Source organism: Sphingobium jiangsuense (genome assembly GCF_014196495.1).
GTDB classification, from domain to species: domain Bacteria; phylum Pseudomonadota; class Alphaproteobacteria; order Sphingomonadales; family Sphingomonadaceae; genus Sphingobium; species Sphingobium jiangsuense.
This window is the reverse complement of sequence record NZ_JACIDT010000008.1, coordinates 33,142-49,372: the sequence shown is the minus strand read 5'-3', so window position 1 is coordinate 49,372 and position 16,231 is coordinate 33,142. Positions and strand designations below refer to the sequence as shown.

Annotated in this window: 14 protein-coding genes; 3 read left to right on the top strand and 11 right to left on the bottom strand. The window is 66.6% G+C overall.

What is annotated here, in order from left to right:
* Window positions 1–10: 10 nt before the first annotated feature.
* The 11 genes from GGR43_RS12200 to GGR43_RS12150 all read right to left on the bottom strand — a co-directional run bounded on the left by GGR43_RS12200 (window position 11) and on the right by GGR43_RS12150 (window position 13,570).
* Window positions 11–1,786: a hydantoinase B/oxoprolinase family protein gene (locus GGR43_RS12200; RefSeq protein WP_246343697.1), complete on the bottom strand. Its 1,776-nt coding sequence runs from the start codon at window positions 1,784–1,786 to the stop codon at window positions 11–13.
* 128 nt (window positions 1,787–1,914) lie between these two features.
* A complete protein-coding gene (paaK, locus tag GGR43_RS12195; RefSeq protein WP_188072248.1) occupies window positions 1,915–3,207 on the bottom strand; it encodes a phenylacetate--CoA ligase PaaK in 1,293 nt (430 codons plus the stop codon).
* A gap of 397 nt (window positions 3,208–3,604) precedes the next feature.
* Entirely contained in the window at window positions 3,605–4,105 is a 501-nt protein-coding gene (locus tag GGR43_RS12190; RefSeq protein ID WP_188072247.1) for an EF-hand domain-containing protein, read from the bottom strand.
* A 126-nt stretch (window positions 4,106–4,231) separates the two neighbouring features.
* Window positions 4,232–5,038 (bottom strand): DUF4198 domain-containing protein, encoded by an 807-nt coding sequence (locus tag GGR43_RS12185; RefSeq protein WP_188072246.1) that lies wholly within the window; start codon window positions 5,036–5,038, stop codon window positions 4,232–4,234.
* Window positions 5,039–5,080: 42 nt separating this feature from the next.
* A complete protein-coding gene (locus GGR43_RS12180; RefSeq protein ID WP_188072245.1) occupies window positions 5,081–5,794 on the bottom strand; it encodes a TonB family protein in 714 nt (237 codons plus the stop codon).
* 53 nt (window positions 5,795–5,847) lie between these two features.
* Window positions 5,848–7,833 carry a TonB-dependent receptor plug domain-containing protein gene (locus GGR43_RS12175; RefSeq protein WP_284277063.1) on the bottom strand — a complete coding sequence of 662 codons (1,986 nt, stop codon included), beginning with the start codon at window positions 7,831–7,833 and terminating at the stop codon, window positions 5,848–5,850.
* 135 nt (window positions 7,834–7,968) lie between these two features.
* Entirely contained in the window at window positions 7,969–9,330 is a 1,362-nt protein-coding gene (locus tag GGR43_RS12170; RefSeq protein WP_188072243.1) for an NADPH cytochrome P450 oxidoreductase family protein, read from the bottom strand.
* Window positions 9,331–9,366: 36 nt separating this feature from the next.
* On the bottom strand, window positions 9,367–10,362 hold the full coding sequence (locus tag GGR43_RS12165) for a PepSY-associated TM helix domain-containing protein (RefSeq protein ID WP_188072242.1): 996 nt from the start codon (window positions 10,360–10,362) through the stop codon (window positions 9,367–9,369).
* A 174-nt stretch (window positions 10,363–10,536) separates the two neighbouring features.
* The gene (locus GGR43_RS12160) at window positions 10,537–11,019 is read right to left on the bottom strand and encodes a hypothetical protein (protein ID WP_188072241.1); all 483 of its coding nucleotides are present in this window, start codon (window positions 11,017–11,019) and stop codon (window positions 10,537–10,539) included.
* Between the two features lie 3 nt (window positions 11,020–11,022).
* Window positions 11,023–11,400, bottom strand: coding sequence for a hypothetical protein (locus GGR43_RS12155; RefSeq protein WP_188072240.1), 378 nt, complete (start codon window positions 11,398–11,400; stop codon window positions 11,023–11,025).
* A 121-nt stretch (window positions 11,401–11,521) separates the two neighbouring features.
* On the bottom strand, window positions 11,522–13,570 hold the full coding sequence (locus GGR43_RS12150; protein WP_284278763.1) for a TonB-dependent receptor domain-containing protein: 2,049 nt from the start codon (window positions 13,568–13,570) through the stop codon (window positions 11,522–11,524).
* A gap of 77 nt (window positions 13,571–13,647) precedes the next feature.
* Between GGR43_RS12150 and GGR43_RS12145 the strand changes: the two genes are divergently transcribed.
* From GGR43_RS12145 to GGR43_RS12135, 3 genes are all read left to right on the top strand, one after another.
* Window positions 13,648–14,049 carry a MerC domain-containing protein gene (locus GGR43_RS12145; RefSeq protein WP_188072239.1) on the top strand — a complete coding sequence of 134 codons (402 nt, stop codon included), beginning with the start codon at window positions 13,648–13,650 and terminating at the stop codon, window positions 14,047–14,049.
* A gap of 66 nt (window positions 14,050–14,115) precedes the next feature.
* The gene (locus GGR43_RS12140; protein WP_188072238.1) at window positions 14,116–15,201 is read left to right on the top strand and encodes a helix-turn-helix transcriptional regulator; all 1,086 of its coding nucleotides are present in this window, start codon (window positions 14,116–14,118) and stop codon (window positions 15,199–15,201) included.
* A 93-nt stretch (window positions 15,202–15,294) separates the two neighbouring features.
* A complete protein-coding gene (locus GGR43_RS12135; RefSeq protein ID WP_188072237.1) occupies window positions 15,295–16,227 on the top strand; it encodes an alpha/beta fold hydrolase in 933 nt (310 codons plus the stop codon).
* Window positions 16,228–16,231: the final 4 nt, after the last annotated feature.

Genomic DNA, 16,231 nt, shown 5'->3' with positions numbered 1-16,231 from the left:
GACCCCTTGATCAATTGGCGAGCTGCGCGCGAAGCTGTTCGGTTTTCGGGTAGTCGACGGCGAAATCCTCGGTCGACATGTCGAGTACGACGCCGTAGACGTCGCGCGCCTTCTGCTCGGAAACCCAGCCGTTGCGGACGCGGAAGCGGACCTTTTCGGGGTCGCGCTTCAGCGGATCGCCGAAACCGCCGCCGCCCGCCCACAGGCTGCCGATCCACTCGGTCGGCCTGATCTCCTCGCTCGCGATATCGGGAAGCGGGATTTCCTCGCCCGTTTCCGACACCTTCCACGCGGCGGGCGGCGCGCCCGCCTGCCCGCCCTTGATGCCCTTGGGCGGGAACACCTTGGAATCGAGGAAATAGGACCATAGCGCCGGATGATGCCGCGGGCGCATCAGGCACCTGATGCCCGGCGCGCCGTCCCATTGCCCGGCGCCGCCGCTGTCCGGCTCCACCTCGCAGCAACCGAACAGTATCGGCATCTTCAGCTCGAATATTTCCGCGCTGATGAAATCGACCTGGCATCCGCCCGGCGGGCCGAGATAGGTCAGCCACCCGTCATGGCCGTGCAGCGCGGGTCCGCCGCCGAAGCCGTAGATGACGGCGTTCACGTAGAGACGGTCATTATACCGGAAATCCTTGCCGCAGACCGAGGCGACGCTGGGCGGGAAGGAATTGGAGCCTTCCGCCAGCCCCTTGTCCGGCCCCAGCTCCCCGAACAGCGACTGGATGAGGTTGATCAGCCGTCCGGCCAGCCCCACCGTCGCCATCGAGGTGCTGTACGGCGGTTTCACGCCGCCGATGATCGCATTGTCCGCGGTGAGGATGTCGATGCAATTATACACCGCATCGTTGCGCGGCAGGTCGGAGGAAAGATTGTTGAGGATGCCGGTGACGACCGCCGACCGGGTGGTGGCCTCGCTCAGATTATAGCCGGATTCCATCGCGGGCAGGTTGTCGCGCAGGTCGACCTCGATCCTGCCTTCGTCGGGCCGGATCGATATCTTCACGGCAATGGGGATGCCGTCGGGCGCGAGCCCTTCTATGGGATCGTGAAAATTGCGGCCTTCCAGCGTCATGGCGGGCAGGCGCCCGATCTCGTCCACCATCCGGCGGCGGGAATAATCCTGCCATTCCTTCACGAACTGCCTTACGGTATCGACGCCGTAGCGGTCGCACAGTTCGATGATGCGCTTTTCGCCGATGCGCACCGCGCCGACCGCCGCCAGATAGTCGCCATACCATTGTTCCGGGTTGCGTATACGGATCTTCGCCATCCGGACGACATCGTCGACATCCTCATAATCCCGCTGGACGCGGACGCAGGGGAAATCCAGCGCGCCTTCCTCGTAGAGGTCCTTGGCGAACGGCATGAAGGTCGTCGGCTGGCTGTTGCCGATATCGGCCTGATGCGCCACCGCCAGCGCGGTCATCACATGCTCGCCCTTGTAGAAGATCGGCGCGATATACGCGAAATCGCCATGATGGCTGGACCCGTAATAGGGGGAGTTGTTGAGAAAGCAGTCGCCGGGCCGAAGATCGTCGAAAAGCTCCGTCATCTGCCGCGCCGCGAGGCTGCACGAGGCGACGATGATCGGAATGGCCTGCGTCAGGCAGAACAGGTCGCCGCTATTGGTCAGGATCGCGGAGGAAAAATCCTTGGAAAGATTGAGAGCCGCCGATCGGGACACTTTCTCGATGGTGTGGTTCATCTCATTGACGACCACGTTGAACTTGCGGGCCAAAATCGCGAGCATATGCGGCTCAAGCTGGGCAGGCTGATCCATTGCGGCTTCCACCTTTCATGCAATAACTTACTTAATGTTCATTCAGTTCATTAGCGAGACGGTTCCGGCCTGTCAACTCCGTTTCGCCCCGCCACGGGACGGCGCCGGCATCCCGTCCTGCGGGCGCCTCAATCCTTCGGGCGGAGATCCACGACGCGCTGCGCCTTGCCGGTCGAGCGCGGCAGGCCATCGGGGGGCAGCACGTCGACGGCGACGCTGATGCCGATCATCGTCTTGATCCGGTGGGCAAGCTGCCGGGCATTCTCCTGCCCGTCGCCGGAGGTCGCGCCGGGCCGCAACTCCACCTTCAGCCGCACCTGATCCATCCGGCCGGGCCGGGTCAGCTCGATCCGGAAATGCGGGGAGAAGGCGGGACAACCGAGAATATGCTCCTCGAACTGGCCGGGATAGGCGTTGACGCCGCGCACGATCAGCATGTCGTTCGACCGCCTCGCGATCCTTTCCATGCGCCGCATCACGCGCGAGGTGCCGGGCAGCAGCCGGGTCAGGTCCCGCGTCCGGTACCGGACGATCGGCATCGCCTCCTTGGTCAGCGAGGTGAAGACCAGCTCTCCCTCCGCCCCGTCCGGCAGGACGTCGCCGGTCGCGGGATCGATGACTTCCGGATAGAAATGATCTTCCCAGATGGTCGGCCCGTCCTTGGCCTCGACGCATTCCTGCGCGACGCCGGGGCCCATCACTTCCGACAGCCCGTAAATATCGACGGCATCGATCGCGAAGCTCTGCTCGATTTCCCGGCGGACGGTATCGGTCCACGGCTCCGCCCCGAAAATGCCGGTTTTCAGGGATGTTGCGGTCGGGTCCAGCCCCTGACGGCGGAATTCGTCGAGTAGCGCCAGCATATAGCTGGGCGTGACCATGATGATGTCCGGCCGGAAATCGCTGATGAGCTGCACCTGCTTTTCGGTCTGTCCGCCGGACATCGGAATGACCGTGCAGCCCAGTTCCTCCGCCCCGTAATGCGCGCCCAGGCCGCCGGTGAAAAGCCCGTAGCCATAGGCGATATGGACTTTCATGCCGGGGCGCCCCCCCGCCGCATGGATCGACCGGGCGACGATTTTCGACCATGTCTCGATATCCTTGCGGGTATAGCCCACCACCGTCGGCTTGCCGGTGGTCCCCGAAGAGGCGTGAAGGCGCGCCAGCCGCTCCATCGGCACGGCGAAAAAGCCGAAGGGATAGGCGTCGCGCAGGTCGGCCTTGGTGGTGAAGGGGAAGCGGGCCAGGTCCCCCAGCGAGCGCAGATCGTCCGGGTGGACCCCGGCTTCGTCGAATTTCCGGCGATAGCAGGGATTGCCTTCATAGGCATGACGCAGCGACCGGTGCAGCCGCTCCAGTTGCAGGGCTTGCAGCTCATCCCGTGAAGCGGTTTCGATAAGGTCAAGTCCTTTCAAGGACATAATGGAAGCTCCCTCTCGTCCCGGCCGTCACGCAGGAAGGCCGTCTGGAATTTTCCGGGAGAGGAGCGTCGGCGCGGTTCCCGCCCCGCGACCATAAGCGGACGCAGGAATGGAGCCCGCGCGGCAAAGGCGGGCGTCTTTCTCCTGTCGCGTCGCGCAATTCGCGCGCCTCTCCCGAAGTCGGAAGCTTAATGAATGATCAGTTAGTTTAACTCAAGCGGAAATTTGCCGGATGGCGACCAGATCGCGCGGCTTCCCCCCGACGATGCAGGCACGATCTTCCGGTCGCGGCCGCCGGACAAAGCGAAAGGCCCCGGCGGTTTTGCACCGTCGGGGCCTCTTTCCGTCGATGGCATCCCACGCACGGCCGCGCGGGGCGCCTCTCCGTTCGCCGGGCTCAATAGCCCTTGGCGGTGTCCCTGGCGTCGACCACGCCGTCGCTGTTATTGTCGAGGCGCGAGAACATGCGGTTGCCCGATTCGTTGAATTCGGCCGCCGACAGGGTCGCGGACTTGTCGGCGTCGAGCACGCCGAAGCGGACATGCGCCTGACGGATCTGGCGTGCGCGCTGCTCGGCCAGTTCCTTGTCGAGGCGGAACGTATATTCGGTCACATATTCCACCTCGGTGACCTGGCCGTCGCCGTTGAGGTCCAGCCCCTTGTAGTTGTCCGCCCGCCTGGCGGAGAACTCGTCCTTGGTCACCTTGCCGTCCTTGTTGGCGTCATGGGTTTCCACGAAGCCGTCCTTGCCATGGCCCGGCGCAGCCCTGTCGCCCATGGTCGCGGGGGCTCCGGCGGCGCCCGCGCGGCGGCCCTGCGGCGCCTGCTGCGCGACGGCGGTCGAGACGACGCCTGCGGCCGCGACGGCGGCAAGGGCGAATTTCAGATAGTCTTTCATTATATTCTCCTCTTCTACACTAGAGCATTTTCAAGTCAGATGGACTCACCTGACGCCTCGGAAAATGCGGAAAACAAAAGATAATCAGAGCATGATCGCTTCAGTTGAGTGGATCATGCTCTGGCCTCAGCGTTGAACCTCGAAGGTGAGCGACGTGGTGTAGCTGCGCTCGTCGGTCTGCGATCCCGCCGGCGCGTCCGCGCGATGCCGCGTCATGATCTCGTAGACGCCGGCCTTGTCGAATTTCAGCGACAGGCCGCCGTCCGGGCCGGTCTTCAGTTCCTGATGGAACTTCACCTCGTCATAGTCCGCCCCGGCGCGATCGATCACCACCAACTGGTCGGCCAGCGGCTTGCCGTCGAACAGGATCTTCAGGTCGAACTTGCCGTCCAGATAGATGTCGTTGGGATGGGTGACGGGCTGGATCGCAAGCCGGCCGATCTGCCTGTCGACCGGCGCGCGCGTCGGCCCCTTCCTGGTGACATAGGCGTCGGCGACGGTTTCGGTCTGGCTCGTCCGCACCTGGGTCGCCCCGGCGGGCGCGGCGTCGCCGCGCACCGGTTGCCACTTGCCGTCGACCAGCGCCGTCTTGCCCACCCTGCCCCGCCGCACGCCGGTGGTGAAACGATAGGTGCCGTCCTGCTTCAGCGGGCTTTCGAGGATGACGACCTGCCGGTGCTTGCTGACCGTTTCGAACTCGGCGCGGCTGCCGTCGGGCAGGATGACATGGAAATCCACCGAATCCACCGCCAGTTCAGGCTGGAAGAACTTCTCGGTGAACGCGCTCTCGACCGTCACATGCTCTTCGGTGTTGGCGGTGAAGATGTTGGGCAGCATATAGGAGGTATGGGCCTGCGCCGGGACGCCGCCGGCAAGGACGAGCGCCGATGCCGCGAGGAAGCCGAAGCGGGTGCGTGGGAATAGTGGGTTCATGACGATCCTCGATTATGGAATGGCTGAATTGGGGCGGGGCCTTCAGTTCCCCTTGATCTCGAATATGAAGGCGCGGGCGACATGCGGCGGCGGCGCGGGGAACGGCTCTGCACGCCGGACCATCTGCAATGCCTCGCCGTCGAAGCGGGACGAGCCGGACGTCTTGACGATGGCCAGCTCCGTCACCTTGCCGCGATCCTCCAGCGAGAAGCCGACGAACGCGGAGCCGGGGCCGACGACATTGGAGCGCCGGAAACGCTGCAAATGCCGCCAGATCTTGCCCTTGTAGGTCGCGCCCTGCGCGGTTTCGGCGGCAGGCGAGGCCTTTGCCTCGGCGGCCTTGGCGGGGGCCGCTTCCGCAGGTGCGGGCGCGGCAGGGGCTTCCGGCGCGCGCGCGGATGGGCGGTTGTCGGCCACCGCGACTTGCACCTGTTTCGCCGCCGCCATGGGCTGGGGCGTATCAGGCAGGGTCTTTGCCGGCTCCTGCAACGGCGGGGTCCTGGGAGGCTCCGCCACCGCCATGGGCTTGGGCGGCGGCGGAGGCTCGGCGGGCGGGGCCTTGGGGGCCTCGTCTGCGCGCTGCCCCTCCGGTGCGGCCAGCTCGAACGTCGAGAGGCTGGGCCTTTCGTGGCGCGGGTGGCTGCCCGGCACGGAAAGGCCGACGAGCGCCACCAGCATGCCGGCGGAAAGCATCGCCGAAAGCGCGCCGGAAACGAACCGCTCGCCCGCTATGATCTTGCCTTGCCCTCCATACATTCGCGTCACTCCCTGCCTGCCGCCGGATTTCGCCCGTTATCGGGCGCCTGCCGTCAGAACAGCTTCGAAAGGGTCAGCTTGAAGTTCCGCCCGGCCGCGGGCCGGGTGGCGAGCGCCGGCACATAATATTTGTCGAACAGGTTCTCGACGCTCAGCCGGGCGGTGAACCCGTCGAGCAGCCCGCCCGCAGGCGTGTAGGCCAGCCGCACATGGTGCACGTCATAGCCCTCATGCAAGGTGCCGTTGGTGTTCCGGTCCTCGGCCAGCACGCCTTCCCAGCGAATGTCGAACACGCGGCCGAAGCGCTTGCCGATCGCCAGCCGGTAGGTGTTGGCGGGCAGGTTGGTCCAGTCGTCGATCACCAGATTGGTGCGCAGCCGTTCGCCATCGACGATATTCGCGTTGAAATCGACATAGATGCCGCCGGTCATCGCATAGGAGGCTTCGAGTTCGAGGCCCTTGAGATAGACCTCCAGCACACCCGAATAGGAGGTGTTGTCGGTCATCTCGGTGTCGTAATAATTGGCCTTGATCGCGAGGCGATCCGTTTCGGACAGCAGGCCCACCCGGTCGAAGGAAAGGCCCGCTTCCCAGCTGCGGCTCTTTTCCGGCTGGTTCATATAGGCCGGGACCTGCAAGTCGTCGAGGATCGGCAGGCTCTTCGTGCGCGCCCAGCTGCCGAAGGCCGCGAGCCCGATGGGCAGTTCATAGCGCGCGGAAACGCCGCCCATCAACGCCTTGTTGTCGTAGCTGGCCCTGGTGCCGTTATCCAGCGTGCCCTGGATGCTCTGCCCTTCCCAGCGCACCGCCGGGGTGAGCGTGAAGCCCCGGAACGGCATGACTTCATAGACCATGAACGCCGCCATCCGGTCGTCGGTGCCGCCCGGCGCGGAATTGGCGTCCAGCCGGTTGCGGTGGATATATTCGAGGCCGAAGCGGACATTGTGGCGGATCGACCCGGTGGAGAAGATCGAGCCGTTCTTCAGCGTGATCTTGGTGGTTTCATAGCGATGATCGGCGTTGAGCAGCGCGTTGTTCGGGTCCGCCGGCACCGCCTCCTGCTCGATTTCCTGATTGGCGTAGGTGTAGACGAGGCTGAGGTCGATCATGTCGTTGCCGACCGGCTTGAAATAATAGCCGGCGGTGATCGTCTGCGTCTTGGTGTCGCGGTCGACGCGGCCGAAATTGCCGATGCCGAACGCGTCGTAGAGGACGTCGCGGTCGCTGGTCGTGCTCTGGTTGAAGCTGACCTTGATCGCATGCGCATTGTCGGCGCCGAAGCGGACCCCGCCCTTGATGAGGAAGCTGGGCAGGCTGAACGCGCTGTTCTCGATGCGGTCGCCATGGCCGTCGCGCTGGTCGTCCTGCTCGCGATAGGTGTAGTTGGCGAGGAATTCGAACGATTCGCTCGGCATGAAGGCGGCGGTGGTCGAGGTGACGAAGCCGTTGCGGTTCGACTGGCCGGTCAGGCTCTGGTTCAGCGCGAAGCCGGGCTTGCCTTTCAATATGTCGCTGGCGTCGCTGGTTTCCAGGCGCACGACGCCGCCGATCACGCCGGAGCCATATTCGAAGCTGCCCACGGTGCCGCGAATGACCTCGGCCTGCTTGTAGAGCAGCGGGTCGGTGAACAGCTGGGTGCCGATGCGGTAGAGCTCTTCCGATCCGGTGGTCGCGCCGTCGACCATCACCAGCACCTTCTGGTCGGTGCCGTAGGTGCCGTTGGCGCCGAAGCCGCGAATGTTGATGCCGGAGCCGACCGGCGTGGAGCCGTTGATGAGCGTCACGCCGGGAATGGAATCGAGCAGCTCGGCGATGGTGTTGGCCTGGCGGTCCTCGATTTCCTTGCGGTTGATGACGGTTTTCGGCGTGGCCGTGTTGGTCTGCACCATGCGGGTGCTTTCGCCGATGTCGATCGTGCCGAGAAATTCCTTGTCGTCGGACGCGCCGCCCGATGCCGTGCCGCTTTCCTGCGCCCCGGCGATGCCCGGCGCGGCCAGACCGCAGGCGAGCGCGATCGAGCAGAGCAGCCGGGATTTCACGGAAGAAGAGATATGCATTATTGCCCCCAAGGTTGATTATTAAGATCGATTCGCATTTGCATTAGCATTAGCGACCGGCGTGTCAATGCTTCGATGGAACGCCCGTCCCAATGGCCGCTCCCTTCCGCGCCCGGATCAGTAGAAGTCGCGCCGCAACCGGCCGTCCTCCAGCGCGCTGTCGATCCAGTCCCTCCCCAGCAGGCCGGAAAGCGCGGTCAGGCACTGTTCCCCCATCGCCATGTGCCCGCACAGCAGGATGCGGCCTTCCCCGCCCAGAAAGGCGCGGATATCGTCCCCCCATCGGGCGATCACATGCTGCACATAGGGCCCGTTGCCGCCGCCCTGCGACAGCGCGAAGCCGAGCCGTTCTAGCCTCCTGTCCACCTGCCATTGCCGCATCTCCGCGAGCAGCGGGCCGTGCTCCTCCCCGGCGCGCTCGCCGAAGATCAGCGCGCAACGCTGGCCCCTGCCCATCGCCAGCAGCAGGTGCGGGCGCAGCCCCGCCCAGCCCGACCCCGCGCCGATGGCGAGCAGCGGCCCGGCGCCGGTCGGCGGGTGGAAGGAGCGGTGCGTGCGGATGCGGCCCATCACCGTGGTCGCGCCCGCCTCGGCATCGGTGAGGTGCCCCGAACCATGGCCGACCACGCCCTTGTCCACCACCCGCCGGACGAAAAGCACGATTTCGCATGCCTCCGGCCGCGCATCGGGCAGGCTGGCGATGGAGTAGTCGCGCACATGGCCGCCGGGCGTGCGCAGCTCGAACAGGTCGCCGACCTCCCAGAGCGGCGGCGGGCCTTCCGGCGGGCGCAGCGCGATGCGGTAGAGGCCGTCGCTGCACAGTCCGCCCTGAGGATTGCGGACCGGCTCCGCCACCCGCTCCCGGCTGGCGACGCGCCAGCGCTGCGCCGTTTCGGGCGCCGGGCCGGTCCGCCGCGGATAGCCCGCGCCGGTCAGCCGCGCATCCCACGCCGCGAGATCGGCGCGCGCCAGATCGTCCACCTCCACCAGCGTGAACAGCATGTCCGCCCCGCTCCGCCGCGCCCAGGCGTCGATGCTGCGGCCGAAGCCGCAAAAGGCCGGATAGCGCCGATCCCCAAGGGCCAGCACCGCGACCTGCTTCGTCGCCAGATCGGCATCCTCCGCCAGCAGCCTGTCCGCGAACCGGCGTGCATTGTCGGGCGCTTCGCCCTCGCCGGTGGTGGAGGCGACGAAAAACAGCCTGTCCGCCTGCGCGATCATCGCGGGGGTGAGCTGATTGGCCTCGACCAGCGCGCAGGGCTCGCCGCTTGCCTCGATGCGGAGCTGCGTCTGCTCGGCGATATCGGTCGCCTGCCCCGTCTGCGAGGCATGGACGACGAGGTTGCGGGCCGCGCCGACCGGAACCGGCGCCCGCTTTCGGAGCATCCACAGCGTGAAAAGGGCCCAAGCCGCCACCAGCATGGCCGCGATCGCCCAGGCGGCCGGATCGGCGTTCAGGCGGAAAGGCGCCTCACCCATGGGCCGCCGCCCCCGGTCCGGGAAACGCCATGGCCCTCATGGACGGATGGAAACCGAAACCTTGCCGAGTTCGGCATCGCCGCTGGCCGAGGCGCTGGCGGATTTGCCCCGCTTCAGTTCGAACGGCACCTTGACCAGCTCGCGGCCGCCCTTTTCGCGCGCGGCCTCGACCACGACCGAATAGCGGCCCGGCGCCAGCTGATCGATGCCGGGAATGCCGACGGTCTGGCGCCCCGGCGCCTGCGTCGGGCGGGAAATGCCGTCGGCGGGCATGGTCATCGTTCGCCCGCCGGTGCGCCACCAGCTGCGCAGTTCGGGTATCCAGCGCCCGCCGATCCGCGCCTGATCGTGCAGCACGGCGAGGGTCTTCACCTGTTGTCCGCCGCCGTCCTCCAGCCAGACCGCGACATAGGGCTTGCGATAGGGAAAGGTGTCGATCTTCGGAATCTCGAAGCTGACGGTGCCGGCCAGCGGCCATGTCGATGCGCGCCGCCGCGCCTGAAGGAACAGCAGGCCGAAGCCGGTCAGCGTGAAGAGAAGGAAGAAAGCCGCGCCGATATCGATGAGCAGCTTCCACGCCGGGCCGGTGTTGCGGCCCTTGTGCAGATCGTTGACCATCGCGACCGGGCCGCGATCGACCTCCTCCAGGAAGATCTTGCGGGCGTTGAGGTCGATCGTCAGGCTGGCGTCGACCCCTGGCCGGGCGAGGTCGAAGCCCAGCTCGCCATATTGATTGTCGATCGTCCGCGCGAACAGCTCCGCGCCGGTCTGCCGGTGCAGCTCCGCGGCGATCGCGTCGGGCAGGACATGGCCGTTCTCCAGCCGGGCCAGCCGCGCGGACATCTCCTCCGAAAGCGGGAATTCCCGCGAGACGCTTTCGCCCTTGCCTTCGAAATAGTCGGCATGGTTGAGGGTGATGCCGCTGGCGGCGAACAGCAGCATCAGCACGAGGCAGACGGCCGAGCTGATCCAGTGCCACTGGCGCAGATGGCGGGACCAGAACTCCCTCTTGCTTGCCCACCCGACTGTCATATGCGCTCTTCGATCCCCATGTGCGAACCTTGAAACCCAAGGATGCGGCTGGCCGGGAACAGGCGCCCGCCCTTTCCCGGCTTACCGGGATGGTTCGCTAATAAGAATCATTACTATTTGCAATAGTGGAATCGGGACGAGCGCATGGTGCAGGTGGCCGCGCGGCCGCCCTCCTTACCGGCGGGGCGTCATTTCTTCGGGGATGATGGCGCGCAGCTTCGCGATGGTGCTCGCCGCGTCGCGATGGTGGACGAAGATGCCGCCCGCTTCCTCCCACAGGTGGGCGTGCCGCAACTGGTCGTCGACGAGGATGTCGTCCTGCCGCGCATGGTTGCGCTTGTCGACCGCCATCACGGTCAGGATGCGCGTGCCCGGGAAATGCTCGGCAGCCCAGCGGACCTTCTGCGGGGCGGCCCATTTGCCGCGCGGCAGGCCGGTCAGGATGACCGGATCGAGATGCCGCACCGCCTCGAACAGCTCCATCGCGTCGGGCATCAGCGGCAGCGTGCCGTAGAAATCGGGATGGCGCGCGATTTCGCGCCAGAAGGCGGCGATGCCGTGCTGCTTCTCATAATGGCGCGGCGGCATGCCGAGCAGCAGCGTCGCCGCGCGGTCGAAATCGGCAAGCACGCCGTCGCAGTCGAGATAGAGCTGCATCGCTCAGCCCGTCCAGCGCATCGGCGTCAGGCGGACCGGCACCGGCGGTTCGACCGGCCGCCATCCCCGCTGCCCGATCACGTCGTTGCTTTCCTTCGCCGCCCGGCCGGGGCCCAGCGACCAGGTGATGTGGAAATGGCTGCCGTCGCCGCGTTCGGTGGTGCCGCCGATCCGCACGACGAATGCCTGCACCCCCTCGCCGTCATCCGCCTCGCCGACAATCTCCCCGGCGTCGGCGGTGGGCAGTGGCGTGTCTCCGTCGGTGCCGAAGCGCAGCGTGACATGATCGGCGACGACGCGCGCATAGCGCGGCGGGAACCGGTCGAGCAGCGCCGCGCGATCTTCTCCGTCGAGTTTCCATCCCGCGATCGAGCGCGCCATCGCAGCCATCCTTTCCGGCCAGCCCTCCGGAACTATAAACCGGAAGGATGAAGGATGTTCCGCCGCCGGAAAGGGCCGCCCCGCCGGGGCTGGCGGGCCGGGCCCTTCCCTCGACCGGGGTTCAGAAGGCGGTCCGCAGCCCGAAGGCGAAGTTGCGGCCGCGCAGGGGCGAGGCGTCGCGGATGAACGAGGCATGGTTGTAGGCCAGCGCGTTCGTCAGGTTGGTCGCGCGCACGAACAGCTCCGCATTGGCCTTCGACCCGAAGTCCAGCCGATAGGCCAGCGTCGCGTTCAGCATGTCGTAGCCGGGCGTCCGGCTTTCGAAATCCGCGATCTTCCCCTGGCCGAACATATGATAATATTCGGCATCGGCCGAGATCGGCCCCCATTTGCCGTCGGCGCGCGCGCCGAGGCGGCCCGCCGGAATGCGCGGCAGGTTGCCGAGCCCGTGCTTCAGCTTCGCGCGGACATAGTCGCCGAAGACGGAAAGCGCGAGGCCGGGCGTCAGCTGGTGCCGGATCTGGCCGTCGATGCCGGTGAAGGTCGCATCCGTCGCCACATAGCGGATCAGCCGGAAATCCTCGTACCGATCGAGCGTGCTGGCGAAGATATAATCGTCGAAATCCTGATGATAGGCGCCGATGGTGAAGGTCGTGGCGCCCGCCGTCTTGCGCAGGGTCAGGTCGATCGACCGGCCCGTTTCCTTGCCGAGCGCCGCCGTGCCCAGTTCATAGGTGTTGGTCGCCATGTGGATGCCGCGCGCATAAAGCTCCTGCGCATTGGGCGCGCGCTGCGACCGGGCGAGCGAGAGGGCCAGCGAATATCCGCCCATGTCCCACACCGCCGCGCCGGAAATCGAGAAGGGGCGATGGCTGACCTTGCGGTCGAGCGTGGTCTCGATCGTCTGCCATTCCTGCCGCGCCGCCAGCTCCAGTCGCACCGGCCCGGCCTGCATGGTTTCCATCAGGAACAGCGCGGTGTTGCGCGTCTCGCTTTCGGGAATGAACGCTTCCTCGCCCAGCGCGCTGAACTCGCTGTCGGAATGCTGGACGCCGACGACGCCGCGAAAGGCCCCGAGCGGCTTGTGGGTCAGCTCGAAGCGGATGTCGCGCGCCTTGTTGCGGAAGGTCGTGGCGACGGTATCGCCCTCGACCTCGTCATGCGCATAATCGGTGAAGGCCATGCGGAAGCGGACCTTCTCGATGCCGGGCAGCGGGTCGGCATATTCGCTGCGGATGTCGAAGCGCTCGCTGCGCAGCCGCACGAAAGGCACGTCGTCATGATCGTGGTCATGATCATGGTCGTGGTCGTGGTCATGATCGTCCTCGTCATGACCGTGGCCGCCGCAATGCAGGGTGCTGCCATGGGGGTGGCAGCCCTCATAGTCGTGGCTGTGGCCGGGCAGCCCGTAGCGGCTGCGCTGGCGCGTATAGGCGACGCCCAGATAGCCGTCCGGGCCGATCCACGAGCCGCCGACGCTGACGGTGGAGGTGTCGTTGTACGATCCGTCGACGCGGCTGTCCCCGAAGCGGCGGGGCACGCGATAGTCGTTCGAGTTGCGGTCGACCCCCTCGACATGGAAGGCGAACGGGCCGACCCCGGCGGTGAGGCCGCCGACCAGCGAGCGTTCCCTGTCGGCGGTGCCCAGACGCCCCTCGGCGACGCCTGCTATGCCGCCTTCGGGAAGGGCGGACGGAACCTTGTCGTCCAGCAGGTTGACCGCGCCGCCGATCGCGCCGCCGCCATAGAGCAGCGCGGCGGGACCGCGCAGCACCTCTATGCCCCGCAGCAGCAGCGGCTCTGTCGTCACCGCATGGTCGGGCGAGATCGCGGAGGCATCCTGAAGGTTCGACCCGTCCGACAGCGCCTGCACGCGCGGTGCCGTCTGTCCGCGAATGACCGGACGGCTGGCGCCGCCGCCGAAATTGTCGAAATGAATGCCCGGCTGCCCCGCCAGCGTGTCGCCCAGCGTCGCCTGCCTGCGATGCACCAACTCCTCGTCCGACAGCGTGATGACGCTCGTCGCCGTCTCGTCCGCCTGCTGGCCCAGCGCGGATGCCGTCACCACGATCGACGTATCGGCCGGGCTGCCCGCCTGATCGGCGAAGGCCGTGGAGGGAAGAATCGCCATGGTCGAGGCCACGGAACCGAGGAGAAGATGAATTTTCACGATCAGCCCTTTTTGCTCTTGAGGTCGGGCGCCTATTAAGTGATGATATAACATCACACAAGAGGGTTTCGAGAAATATGTGTTCCAGGAATATCCGGCGGGCCGGGGGGCGGCGCGCCGACATGGTGGAGGGCGCGGCGGTTTCCGCCTCGCTATTGTGCCTCGTCCATTGCCTTGCGCTGCCGATCCTGCTGCTGGCGCTGCCGGGCATGGCCGGCCTGTTCTTCGGGTCGGAGGCGTTCCACCCCGTTGCGCTGGCGCTGGTCGTGCCGCTCGCGCTGGCGGCATTCCGGCTCGGCTATCGGCGGCATCGCACGCGCCGCCCAGCGCTGCTCGGCCTTGCGGGCATGGGCTGCCTGATCGCCGCGCTGCTGCCGGGCTTCGGCGAGCAGGGCGAAACAGGGCTCACCGTCGCGGGCAGCCTGCTGCTGGTCGCCGGTCATGTGATGAACTGGCGGCTGCGGAATCGCGCGGCCTAGCATCGCCCTGTCGCATCATCCCTTGGCATACTGGCAAGCGCGGCGGGCCTGTATTAGAAGAAGGCCATGACGGTGCTTTCCCCCGCGCGACAGTCCGGCCTTTCCGGCGAGGGCGCCTTTCTTCGCCTCGGCACGCTGCGGCCCTTGGTCGCGATCATGGACGCCTCGCGCCTGGCGCCCGCGCGCGTGCTGCACCGGGCCGGATTGCCCGAAGACCTGTTCGACCAGCCCGACGACAGCCGCATCCCCCTTTCCGACTATTTCCGGCTGTGCGAGCAGATGGCATTGCAGGGCGAGGACGAAAGCTGCCATGTGTCGCTGCGCCCGCTGATGGCGGGCACGTCGGAGCTGATACAGGCGCGGCTGCACGGCTGCCGCAGCCTGTCCGACATGCTCGACGTGGTGGCTAACAGCTACAACATCATCCACGGCCGCAAATATAATCGCGTCGCGCGGCGCGGCGGGCGGACCGTCTATGAGATAGACGACACCGATTTCCCCTATGCGCTGGACCATGACGAGCCGTTCGTCATCCTGTCGCTGGAATGCCTGCTGATCTATGTGCACACGCTGCTCCTCTCCTCGGTGCCGCGGCAGGAGGATGTGCGGCTGATCCGCATGACGACGCGCGGCGCGGCGGCGGCCGCGCAGAGCCATCTCGGCTTCTGGCAGGTGCCGGTGCAGGGCGGCGCGCCGCTCTTCTCGCTGGTCTATTCGGGCGATCTCGACCGCATCGCCGTGACGCCGCAGGCCAGCCCGGTGATCAATGCGCGCACCATCTATGGCGGCGTCGCCGACATGCTCGACCGCCTGTCTCCTCCGGTCCGGCGGGAAAGCTGGGCGAGCCGGGTCGAGGAGCTGATCGCCCGCCACTATCGCGACCAAGGCGAGGTGGCACGGCTGCTCGGCCTGTCGGTCGCCTCGCTGCGCCGGGCGCTGAGCGCGGAGGGCACCAGCTTTCGCGAGCTGCGCGCCGATATCCTCAACCGCCATGCGCGGCAGGCGCTGCGGGACGGTCAGTCGATCCAGACCGTCGCGGAAATGCTGGGCTTTTCCGACGGCCGCAGCTTCGCTCGCGCCTTTCGCCAATGGAACGGCATGCCGCCCGGCGACTATGCGCGCGATCCCGGTCTGAGCGAAAATGTCCCATAGAAATTGATCCCTACGGTCATCGACGCTGCCGCGATCCTTCCCTATTTTCAGGATCATGGCGCGAAGATGCCGAAAAGGGAGAGAATTTCGCACATGCCTGCCCTCGCGAACCGATCCGGCGCGCTGATCCCGCTGCTGCTGCTGGCCGCCTGCGCCGCCCCCGCGACGCGGCGGGACGCGTCAGCCCCCGTTGCGTCCTCCGTGCCCGCCGCCTCGCCCGACCGGATGGTGGAGATCGACGGCGCGCGCCTGCGCGTCCGCATCGAGGGGCCGGAAACCGCGCCGCCCATCGTCCTCATCCACGGCTTCACCTTCAGCCTCGAAACCTGGGACGGCTGGGCCGCCGACCTTGCGCGCGACCATCGGGTGATCCGCTACGACCTGTCCGGCCACGGCCTCAGCGATCCGGACCCGCAGGCGCGCTACGGCACCGCCGACCGGGTGCGGCAGCTCAAGGCGCTGCTCGGCCGGCTGGGCATCGCCCGCGCCACCCTTGCGGGCAACAGCTTCGGCGGCCTCGTCGCATGGAATTTCGCCGCGCTCTTCCCGGATCGGGTGGACAGGCTGGTGCTGATCGACAGCGCCGCCTATTCGATCAACGGCGTCACCGAGCGGCCGGTGCCGGTGCCCCCCGCGATGCGCGCCTATCTTTCCGCGCCCAGCCCGCAGGCGGTCGCCTTCTCCGCCGCGCAGATCTTCGCCCATCCCGAACGGCTGACGCCGCAGCGGCTGGAGCTGATGCGCGCGATGATCGCCCGGCCCGGCAACGGCCCGGCGCTGATTTCCCATCTGGAACAGTTCACCCTGCCCGAACCCACCGCGCAGCTGCGCCGCATCACCGCGCCGACGCTGATCCTGTGGGGCAGCAAGGACAAGGTGGTGCCGGTCGACCATGCCGACCGCCTTGCCGCCGCGATCCCGAACGCGCGCCGCATCGTCTATGAGGATGTCGGCCATGCCCCGCAGGAAGAGGCCGCCGACCGCAGCCTCGCCGACCTGCGCGCCTTTCTCAACGACAAGCCATAAAGGG

Coding starts and splice junctions, on each gene's coding strand:
- GGR43_RS12200 (WP_246343697.1), bottom strand. CDS start 1,786: ATGGATCAGCCTGCCCAGCTTGAGCCGCATATGCTCGCGATTTTGGCC.
- paaK (WP_188072248.1), bottom strand. CDS start 3,207: ATGTCCTTGAAAGGACTTGACCTTATCGAAACCGCTTCACGGGATGAG.
- GGR43_RS12190 (WP_188072247.1), bottom strand. CDS start 4,105: ATGAAAGACTATCTGAAATTCGCCCTTGCCGCCGTCGCGGCCGCAGGC.
- GGR43_RS12185 (WP_188072246.1), bottom strand. CDS start 5,038: ATGAACCCACTATTCCCACGCACCCGCTTCGGCTTCCTCGCGGCATCG.
- GGR43_RS12180 (WP_188072245.1), bottom strand. CDS start 5,794: ATGTATGGAGGGCAAGGCAAGATCATAGCGGGCGAGCGGTTCGTTTCC.
- GGR43_RS12170 (WP_188072243.1), bottom strand. CDS start 9,330: ATGGGTGAGGCGCCTTTCCGCCTGAACGCCGATCCGGCCGCCTGGGCG.
- GGR43_RS12165 (WP_188072242.1), bottom strand. CDS start 10,362: ATGACAGTCGGGTGGGCAAGCAAGAGGGAGTTCTGGTCCCGCCATCTG.
- GGR43_RS12160 (WP_188072241.1), bottom strand. CDS start 11,019: ATGCAGCTCTATCTCGACTGCGACGGCGTGCTTGCCGATTTCGACCGC.
- GGR43_RS12155 (WP_188072240.1), bottom strand. CDS start 11,400: ATGGCGCGCTCGATCGCGGGATGGAAACTCGACGGAGAAGATCGCGCG.
- GGR43_RS12145 (WP_188072239.1), top strand. CDS start 13,648: ATGTGTTCCAGGAATATCCGGCGGGCCGGGGGGCGGCGCGCCGACATG.
- GGR43_RS12140 (WP_188072238.1), top strand. CDS start 14,116: ATGACGGTGCTTTCCCCCGCGCGACAGTCCGGCCTTTCCGGCGAGGGC.
- GGR43_RS12135 (WP_188072237.1), top strand. CDS start 15,295: ATGCCTGCCCTCGCGAACCGATCCGGCGCGCTGATCCCGCTGCTGCTG.